The sequence below is a fragment of the Nostoc sp. UCD121 genome (assembly GCF_014222285.1).
GTDB lineage: Bacteria > Cyanobacteriota > Cyanobacteriia > Cyanobacteriales > Nostocaceae > Nostoc.
This window is the reverse complement of record NZ_JACKZS010000082.1, coordinates 20,809-30,962: the sequence shown is the minus strand read 5'-3', so window position 1 is coordinate 30,962 and position 10,154 is coordinate 20,809. Positions and strand designations below refer to the sequence as shown.

At 41.3% G+C, this 10,154-nt stretch carries 9 protein-coding genes; all 9 read right to left on the bottom strand.

Features of this window, described 5'->3' with window-relative positions:
* Positions 1 to 767, bottom strand: a 767-nt coding sequence (locus GNF10_RS18390) for a glycosyltransferase (RefSeq protein ID WP_221644647.1), incomplete at its 3' end; no start/stop codon positions are given.
* Positions 768 to 942: 175 nt separating this feature from the next.
* Positions 943 to 2,175 carry an aminotransferase class I/II-fold pyridoxal phosphate-dependent enzyme gene (locus GNF10_RS18385; protein ID WP_185586346.1) on the bottom strand — a complete coding sequence of 411 codons (1,233 nt, stop codon included), beginning with the start codon at positions 2,173 to 2,175 and terminating at the stop codon, positions 943 to 945.
* A 194-nt stretch (positions 2,176 to 2,369) separates the two neighbouring features.
* Positions 2,370 to 3,017 carry an acetyltransferase gene (locus GNF10_RS18380; RefSeq protein ID WP_185607194.1) on the bottom strand — a complete coding sequence of 216 codons (648 nt, stop codon included), beginning with the start codon at positions 3,015 to 3,017 and terminating at the stop codon, positions 2,370 to 2,372.
* 71 nt (positions 3,018 to 3,088) lie between these two features.
* Complete coding sequence (locus GNF10_RS18375; RefSeq protein WP_185585692.1) at positions 3,089 to 4,384, bottom strand: ABC transporter ATP-binding protein; 1,296 nt, start codon at positions 4,382 to 4,384, stop codon at positions 3,089 to 3,091.
* A 53-nt stretch (positions 4,385 to 4,437) separates the two neighbouring features.
* On the bottom strand, positions 4,438 to 5,070 hold the full coding sequence (locus tag GNF10_RS18370; protein ID WP_185585691.1) for a DUF1566 domain-containing protein: 633 nt from the start codon (positions 5,068 to 5,070) through the stop codon (positions 4,438 to 4,440).
* Positions 5,071 to 5,224: 154 nt separating this feature from the next.
* Positions 5,225 to 6,232: a hypothetical protein gene (locus GNF10_RS18365; RefSeq protein WP_185585690.1), complete on the bottom strand. Its 1,008-nt coding sequence runs from the start codon at positions 6,230 to 6,232 to the stop codon at positions 5,225 to 5,227.
* A gap of 135 nt (positions 6,233 to 6,367) precedes the next feature.
* Positions 6,368 to 8,599, bottom strand: coding sequence for a N,N-dimethylformamidase beta subunit family domain-containing protein (locus tag GNF10_RS18360; protein ID WP_185585689.1), 2,232 nt, complete (start codon positions 8,597 to 8,599; stop codon positions 6,368 to 6,370).
* A 124-nt stretch (positions 8,600 to 8,723) separates the two neighbouring features.
* A complete protein-coding gene (locus tag GNF10_RS18355) occupies positions 8,724 to 9,569 on the bottom strand; it encodes an ABC transporter permease (RefSeq protein WP_114081652.1) in 846 nt (281 codons plus the stop codon).
* Positions 9,570 to 9,618: 49 nt separating this feature from the next.
* Positions 9,619 to 10,041: a hypothetical protein gene (locus GNF10_RS18350; RefSeq protein ID WP_185585688.1), complete on the bottom strand. Its 423-nt coding sequence runs from the start codon at positions 10,039 to 10,041 to the stop codon at positions 9,619 to 9,621.
* Positions 10,042 to 10,154: the final 113 nt, after the last annotated feature.

The following is a 10,154-nucleotide window of genomic DNA, read 5'->3' as shown; positions in this document are numbered from 1 at the left end:
ATACATAATAATTTATAATTTTCGGATATGACTCTTCTTATTTTATTCTGATATTTAGAGTCTAGATAATTTTCGATGTAATGATATGCTTTCAAGATTTCCAAGCGCATTTCTATTTGAGTTTTACTAGACCAATTCCCATTAGGATGAATTCTATATACATTCATGGTTTCATTGATATATCCAATATTTCCGTGTTGAGCAAGTAAAATTTGCAATATCCAATCAACAAAGTTTATATCGTACATCCAGTCTGGAAATTCTTGTATAAAACCCTGTCGAAACACTATTGAAGCAAATGACATAATGTTTGAGCTAAGTATATCTTCAAGAGTAAAAGTATTTTTCCAATTGTCTGGAGGTAAAAAGCACTTTGTACTGCCATCCTGATAAAGATATAAGGCATTATGAAAACAGATTGTATAGTCAGCATGTCTATCTAAAAAATCTATTTGTTTTTGTAGTTTGTCCGGAGAAGTCCAGTAATCATCTCCTTCAAGAAGCGCTATATATTTACCTCGACACTCTTTAAAAGTTTGAATGAAATTATCATGCATTCCCAAATTTTTCTCAGGCAGTAACAAGCGGATTTTCTCTGGATGTTCTTGTTGATATCCACTGAGAATATCTCGCGTATTATCTGTAGAGCAGTCTTCGCCAATAACAATCTCATAGTCAAAATCAACTTGCTGCATCAGAACACTATCTAGCGCCTGATTAATGAATTTTTCATGATTGTAGGCGAGTATTAATACACTTAGTTTCATAGGAATACTGTCTAAATAATGTTGACTCAAACAAATTTCCCTCAGATTGAAAGTCTGGGGCTATACAAACTAAATCCGCGACAGCGGACTTAATTATCCTAAATTGCGGAGACCGGCTTCGTTTGTTTAATCGCGATTTCTCATTGTCTGATTTTTCCTAAGTGGAATATATTTGTCATCGACGTGCCCGTATCAACTCCTCAGATGCATTAACTAGTCTCTCCTTGACTTCACGACTATGCTCAACTACCAACCGAATAATCTGACAGATTTTATTGATTTCCTCTGTACCAACCGCCGTACCTGTAGGCAGAACCAGTACTCGTTTGCCTAAACTTTCAGTTTCCGGTAGCAACAGTCCTGCATGAGGAAAGTAGGAACGATAGGGTTCCATACGATGACATCCCGGATAAAAGTAGCGTCGAGCCAATATATTTTCAGCCCAGAATATTTTTACCAATTCATCTCGACTGATGTGAGTAATTTCCTGGTCAATTTCCAGCACAATATATTGATAGTTCGATTTTTCAGTCTCATCGTAGGTTAATAATTTAACACCTGGAATATTCCTTACTTCGTGTTGATATTGTTTGTAATTTCGATAGTTGACAGCCACGAATTCGTCTAAACTTTCCAAACCTGTTAGCCCCATTGCAGCACAAATTTCGCTCATTTTGCCGTTAGTGCCGATATAACTGACATTCTCAAGTCCAGAAAAGCCAAAGTTTTTCATAAGACGAATTTTGCCAGCGAGTTCATCATTATTGGTGGCGATAGCTCCACCCTCAAAGGTATTAAAAAATTTAGTTGCATGAAAGCTAAACACCTCTGCATCGCCAAAGTTACCTATCATTTGTCCGTTGTAGGAACAGCCAAAAGAATGGGCTGCATCAAACATCAGCTTGAGGTTATGCTTGCGAGCTATTTCTGTTAGGGCTTCTACATTACAAGGTTGTCCCCACAGATGAACGCCAATGATTCCGGTCGTGCGGGGTGTAATCATTGCTTCAACCCGCCACGGATTGATAGTGTAATTATGAGGATCAATATCACAAAAGACTGGAGTTATCTCTTGCCACTGTAATGCGTGAGCAGTAGCAATGAAGGTGAATGAAGGAATGATAACCTCTCCCGTGAGTCCTGCTGCTCTGATAGCAATTTCTAAAGCAACAGTTCCATTACACATAGGAATGCAATGCTTGACCCCAATCATGTCAGCAATGCGCTGTTCAAACTCCTGAACATAGCCACCGTTATTAGTCAACCATCTTCTATCTAGCAGATCGTTAATTCGTTCGAACAGCCGATCGCGGTTCCCAATGTTAGGACGACCCACATGTAGCTTTTCATTAAAGGCAGGAGCCGCACCGAATATTGCTAAGTGTTCCAATCGAGTTTTGTTAATCATTTGCTGTAAATAACCTTTTAGTTTATGTCTATTTACTAGGTGAAATAGAGAACCAATAGAGTTCTCGAACAATTGCTATTAATGATTTTTATGAACTAAGCTTAAAAACTAAAATTTCCAGTGTGCTGGTACATCACTAACAGCTTTTTTTATTTTTTCGACATAATCAGCCTCACCAAATAAATCAATCTTCCTTATAAATCAATTTTTCTGATTACTCTAGCCGGAACACCATAGACTAAGACACCATCAGGAATATCATTGACGACAACCGCGCCAGCCCCGACCAAACCACCTGCACCTATCCGCACGCGATCTATGACCGTCGCTCCAATTCCTACACAGGCTGCACGCCCCACAGTTACTCGTCCAGCTAAGTGAACACCTGGGCAAATATGCGCTCCATCTTCTATTACGCACTCGTGATCAACACTCGCAGAAGTGTTGATAATGACATTTTGACCAATCTTTGATCCGGCATTAACAACCGCTCCAGCTGCAATTACGGTTCCCGCCCCTATAGACACGTCAGCAGCAATTACTGCGGTTGGGTGAATAGCAGTTGCTAAGGAAAAACCTTTTCTATAAATTAATTCAGATAACTTTAATCGCGCCTGACAATCTCCGAATCCAAAAATTATATACTTAATCCCTTTATCTTTACAATAATCTAACTGTTCTTGTCCTCCCAGAATTTTAGCTCCGCAGAAATTTTCACCATAACGTTGTGGATTCATATTATCAAGGAAACCAACAATTTCATAGATTCCTTGTAAGCGGATTATGTCTGCGACCACTAAAGCGTGCCCCGAAGCACCCCAGAACAGTAACTTTGATATCATAAAAATTTACTAAAAATCTTCGTTGAATTATTTATGTCTTAATTAATCCTCAACATTTTTTAGTCAAAAATTTAGCAGGACTTAGATGCGAATATTTCAACGGGAGCAAACCTCCATTTCAAGTTAGGGCGAACTATTCCTTGCCATTTGCCATACCATTTGAATTCTCTCTCAATATCATGCACAGTAAAACTCAGTAAATTTTCACATGTATAAAGTACAGTTGAAGTATCTTGAACGACCATCATCGTAATTTGATAACTTCCATCATTAAAAAAATCTTCAGGAATGTAACAAACTCCTCTAATTAGACCTGAAGTACAAGGGATCGATCTTGAGATTGAATTAAAAACACAAACTCCCTCCAGTGTGTAGACGTGTAAGCTCAAATTTAAATTAGCACCATCGAGGTAATTCCAATACTCAAATTCAATCCTGACAGGGGTTTTAACTGTAATCTCATCTAGTGAATCATCAGTATCTGGAATCACCCTGATTTGATGTATGCGAATTTTATCGTTTCCGGGAGCAGTTTCAATATCATCCCAGATTCTTTCGAGAAATTTAGAGTCATTGTCGGACTCCAAATAACGAGAAACGACCTGATGAGCTTCTCCATGAGTTACTAAGCATCCTGACTTGAGCAGTATGGCTTGGTCACATAGATTTTTTAATGCTGCCATGTTGTGACTAACAAACAAGACGGTACGCCCTTCTTTTTCAGAAACATCATTCATTTTTCCCAAGCACTTCTTTTGAAATTGGGCATCTCCTACCGCCAGAACTTCATCCACAATCAAAATCTCTGGCTCTAAATGCGCCGCTACGGCAAATGCCAAACGCACATACATCCCTGATGAATAGCGTTTAACAGGTGTATCTAAAAACTTCTCAACTTCAGCAAAAGCGACAATTTCATCAAACTTTCTTTTAATCTCTGTTTTGCTCATCCCCAGAATGGCACCGTTGAGATAAATGTTTTCTCGACCTGTCAATTCTGGGTGAAAACCTGTGCCCACTTCTAAAAGACTTGCGACTCTACCCTTGATAGAAATACAACCGCTGCTTGGTTCAGTAATGCGGCTCAAAATTTTGAGTAAAGTTGATTTTCCTGCACCGTTGCGACCAATGATTCCAATGCTATCGCCCTGTTTAATTTCAAATGAGACATCCTTTAATGCCCAAAACTCTTCACGGGCTGGATTAGATATTTCTTTGCCAGAAGACCTCACCAATTTTTTACTCAGTGAACTGACTCTATCACTGATGGATTCTCGCAAAGATTTATATCTGCTGCTTCCTTCTTGTTGATGACTCAACACGTATTTTTTACTGAGGTTTTCAACCCTAATTACTGTATCAGACATTATTAAATTACTCTCAGTAGATCGAAAACTTTTCTCTTAAAACACCCAAGTTCCTATGGTGTACCACGGACAGGCCAACCGTAGACGAGGCTCGGCTTACTGGTGTTGACAACGCCACCAAAGTTTAGGAAGATTGCCCAGGCAGAATTGCCAGCCTCCTGGTAAGGTCCCGTAGTACTAGACCAGTAGTTGAACTGGATATCGGTAGCCCACTGCGTCCCTGCTGCAAAGCAGCCTGTACCCTCTTGGTCTACCAATGTCGGAGTAGTACAGTTTAAAGTTGAAGGAGGTAATATCGCCGTAACCTCGTCTTTGGTCGGCAAACGCCAATCGCCAGAAGAAGAGTTATCCGACAGATTGCAGTCGCCGCTCTTAATCTCAGCTGCTTTGTAATTGGCTGTTGCCCAATCTGTTGCTTCAAGACAATCTGCCTTCTTGAGCCATATAAGTCCAGTCACGGTATCTGTTACCGTGCCATTACCACAGTCTACATAGCGATCGCTGTTATTGAAGCAGGGACCGGAGGCTTTGACCACAGTTCCCACGGGATGTTGGGTATTGATGTAGTTTCTATATTTACTTGCTTGTACGGACACAGGAAGAGTAAAGGTAAAAGCCAGAAAAAATATGAATACAGCCCCGTATAGTATTTTGATAGTAAAACCAGGTAAACGAATGTGGAGCATATTTTTTAACTTCCAAACATCTAAGCGTGCAAATCTCTGCCGCTTGCTTCGTGAATCGGTTCTCAGAGATTAAGCATAAAATACTATAAACTACTTTGACAGTAATCTTTTTGTCATACTTGTATATGATAATCACTGAGATAACAAGGCCTTCTTAGGCTCGCGCAAATAGAATCTTATCGACCGCAAATTTTCTCACCAGAGTCATAGCTCCGGTTTTTATATCCACAGTAAATAGGGAATTTGTTCCCTCATATTTGGGGTCAGCAAGGGCAAATAATTGACCTGAAGAAGAAAAGGCTAAACTTGCCAAGTCATTTTCCAGAGGTTTGTTCTTGAAGCTTAATTCCACTAGTCTGATGATCTTTCCTCTGCCACTAACTACTGCCCTGTTCTCTAGGTCTAGTTGCACTAAACTTAGGCCACCTTGACCGCCGGCACTAGTAGCGTAAATTTTTCCATCTAATGGAGATTGAGCAAGATTACTAAGCCTCAGCTTGGGAGAAATATTTGGTAAACCTGTTGCAGCACTAGAATCTACTTGTCCTGAGTTGAGGTTAATAAATGCGAACTCAAAAGGGGGGCTACCTTCTGCAAGACTAATTACACCAAGTAATACCTGCTTACCTTTTATATTGGTTGATAATAACCCTTCAACAGTACTATACTTCTTGTCCTTGGTTTTTTTGATTTTCAAGCCTTTTGGAGACTTCATCTCACTTTTTTTAGGAGGTGCAATAGATATCAGGCGACTAAAATCACCCTTCTTAGTGGACGCAACAGCGGCAATAACAAATGTGTTATCGGGTAGGACAGTAAAAGCAGTTATCCGTTCGCTGGGCTTTTTAACAACCAAGGCTTTAGCAACAGTCTCAGTCGTTTCTAAGGAGTTAGTAACGCTGTCGGCGGCGATTTCGGCAGTTAGCAACACCTGACCAGTCGTAGGGTTTCTAGACTCAAGGATAATTCCTGGTATAGCGTTAGCAGCAGTAGCGTCAACTAAGTCTTGTGTTTTACTTTTGCTAGCTGAAGAAAGGGTCACTCCATAAAGCTTCTCCGAATCTTGTGCAAACACCTTAGATGTAAATTTAGCACTTGCTGCGGTGACAGCGCTGACGATAGCCAACTGCCCAAATCTTCGTCGTCTGATTCTCAAATTCATAACTTACACTACCTAAGCAACTGGGATTAGTATTTGCTCAATTATGAAAGATAACTGTGGTGCATCCATTTAGGTGGTACAGACAGTACTCCAGCAAGGGTAGAGCATAATTTTTGTGAATTTTGTTACGGTTTTTCAAGGCACAATTATGCCGGAACCAGGAGTCAAAGGTCTAGCTCCCATGTCTGCTAAGATATTGACAACCATTTGCTTGGCGCGAGTATCTTCGCGGGGTCCGCTAACGCCCTCGCTGTCTAACCCCCACATAAACTGAATAGAGCCAGTCGAAAAGACTTTGGCACCACTAGCAGAAGTGAAGCTAACTGCTTGGGAAATTCGTGGGTCTGTCCCCGCAGGAAAACCCTCTAGTTCAGCTTGATCAAAGTTTTGCCACTGTATGGATTCGCTAAGAACGACCAACCCACTTGGAGATGCATTTAAATTGATTGCATCCCATTCGAAGCCCACCAAACCACTTAATTTATCCCCATCATTCAGGTTTGTATTGGCATAGTAGGGGTGAGTACTGTTTTTTACCACAAAATCGAACCCATCAGAAAAGAAATCCCGCCATCTACCTCCAATGTACATATTGCCTTTCAACGCACTCTCTGGTTTGTTGTTTTCTGGGCTGCGGAACTTGTTAGTTGGTGCTACAGGATCTGTGGCATCTTTGTAGCAAACCATAGCCCTGTTAGCTATCCCAGTACTAGAGTTTTCAAACCGAACTCGCCAGTAGACACTGTTCGCTGAGAAAAAAGCCTTGTTGATGCTGTTGCTCTGGACACTATTGAACTCCTCTAGCGACCAGTATTCATCGTGACCGACTGACAGAAATATGTTGTGCTGTTGCAGCAAACTTGGGTTGGCGTGGACATCCACGTTAGTTACGTAGGAGATGTCATAGCTTTGGGACTCCAGCCACCGCACCATATTGTACTCCCAAGACAAGATAACGTTGTTATAAGGGTTACTACCAGTTAACGTGCTATGTTGTGCGAATGGTCGGTCGTAAGAAAGCTTAAACGCTCTTTGACCTCCAATACTCTGTTCTGGGTATAGAGAGTAACCACCACTGAGATTATAAGCCTGCAAAGTGTTGAAGCTGCTCTGGAATAATATGTCAGACCCTCCGCTGTCATCGCGGACAACAAACACTATCTGAGATTGACTGCCACTTCTCTGGTCAGTTAGCTTGGCAATGTACAAACCACTAGTCCAGTCATTGCCAACTTGTATCGTGTAGGAAGTTGACCAGTTTTCGCATGAGACTGTGCGGGTAGAACTGTCGAAACTACATGCAGGCTGAGTAATTCCATTGTTTTGTCCGCTACTCAGTATTAGTCGGCCGCCTTGTCCTCCGTAGTAACCTAAGCGATACACATCAATCGTGTAATTTCCGGCCTGTGCTAGAGAAATTTTAATTGGCAACGAGCCGCCCTTGTTTACACTAGTTGCTATCGTATAGCCAGCAATATCCGATTGACCTACTTGGGGAATCCGCCAATCTGTAGTACCAGGTTTTTGGTTTTCTAAATAAATCGCATTAGTGTTTGCTGGGTTAGCCCTGGCACTGAAGGTCACACTGCCTATGTCAGAAGCTGTTGCACTCACAGTGTTTGTTATGCCAGCTGTTGTCCCTAGAGTTAGCACTGTGCTGGCTTGACCATCGTTACCAGTTACCGCACTAGCAGATGAAACTGAACCTCCACCACTGGTGATAGCAAAGTTGACTGTCACTCCTGACTGAGGATTTCCATTACTATCTGTAACTTTCACAACGAACGGGTTCGCTAAGGCAGAACCTGCCGTACCAGTTTGATTATCGCCGCTTACTTTAGTCAGACTGTTGCCAACCACAAATACTATGTCGCGGAAATAGTTACTGTTCTGATAGGAATTAGTTGGGAAAGAATTCAGACTACCAAAGACTGCATTGTTGCCATCAGCAACTGAACTGAGATCGCCATTCACAACTGGGCTGGCTAATGCGTTATTAGTTGTTACACCAAAATAGCTATTGCAACTGACAGTCACTACATAGGTGGTATTGGCTAAGATGCTCACAGGTGTACTGAGATCCTGTTGCTGCCAACCCGAAGCCGTTTCATTCGAAAAAGTAACGCTTCCTAGTATAGATCCTGTTTCCGACCAAATTCTCCCTATATGATTGCCAGTTTCATTGACCGCTTTCCAATGGCGGATTGCGGTAATTTGACCACTCTTGGCACTTTGGAACTTCATTCCAAGTTCATAGGATACGCCATCACTCCATTCAAACCCAGGTGTCTGAGTTGTAAATAAAGTTTGCGAGGTGGTCTGAGATTGGGCTAAAAGTATTTTATCGAAATCGTTTTGCTGAGTCATTGCTGTTCAAAAATTTAATTTTCTTAACACGTTAGTTAATATAAAAAAGTTGAAGTACAAACTCTTGAAATTGGTAGTAGACTAACTGATCGATGTGGTTATCATCAAATCTTTCAAATCCCTCCTAAATCACATCAGCAAATGTTCGTTCCATTTTGCGGAAGTACCAAATGCCACTTACTAGTAACAAAGCAACGAGTCCTAGAGATAACGTGAATCCAGTCCAGTAAAGTTTGGATTCTCCCCCTAAAATTGCCCAGCGAAAACCATCAATCACGCCTACCATTGGGTTCAAATAGTAGAGTAAACGCCATTGCTCTGGTACAATGCTGCTACTAAAACCGACGGGTGATACATATAGGCCAAACTGCACAATAAATGGCACAATATACCGGAAGTCTCGATATTCCACATTCAAAGCTGCCAACCACAGCCCTACTCCTAGTGAAGCAGCAAAGGCAATGCCAATAAATAACGGTAATGATAATATCCGCCAAGTGGGAACAAAATTATACCAGGCCATAAGCCCTAAGAGAATCATTGCAGAAACAAGAAAGTCCACAAAGCTGACAATCACTGAGCTGGCAGGTACAATCAAGCGCGGAAAGTAGACTTTAGAAATCAAGTTGGCATTACTAATTAGGCTGTTGCTACACTCACTTAGGGCATTGGAAAAAAATTGCCAGGGTAACAAGGCAGCAAATACCAGTATTGGATATGGTGCTGCCCCCTCTGAAGGTAATTTCGCCAAACTTCCGAAGATAACGCTAAACACGATCATCGTCAAAAATGGTCGAATGAGTGCCCAGAGCATACCAATCACTGTTTGCTTATACCGCACCAGAATGTCACGCCAAGCAAGAAAATAGAACAATTCTCTATAGCGCCATATATCTTTCCAATACTGCTGCTCTGTACGTCCAGCTTCAATCACTAACTCCTGTTGGGAGACAATTTTTGGACTATTCATAGTTCTTGATTGAAGATTAATATTTTTAACGAAATGACACTAATAATTCTTAACTCACGAACTCGAAACCTCTAAGACCTTGATAACGAACTTTCCTGGCGCTTTTACGAGTAAACTCACCAACGGAAGGGTTCCCTAGAGAATCAATCACTCCTGTGACTTGTCGCCATACTTCTTGTGGTGCTACCGAAATTTCATAATTACTATCATCACACTTACGAATGTGATACCAAGTTGTTTGCTGACATCCTTCACACCAAAAAGCTTCTAACCATTCCCCTTCTATAGGAACGGTGGTTTGGTTCGCTACTAACATCAAAGCATTCCGCCTGCTCATACCTCGTTGCTGTAATTGACCTGCTTGGTCAGCAAACATTTTATATTTTTGACTGACGCTATCTATGTAGCAACTATGAACCGGGCAGTAAATTGCTCTTCGCTTGGAACGTTTCCGATTTTGGTCACACCTCATCTGTAATTTCACCTCCTGTTATAGACAAAAACCGTGATCAAGGAAGGCTATGTTGGAGGTACTGAGATCAATAAGACCATCAAAGCCCTACTCCTAAAAAATACTGCAAAAAG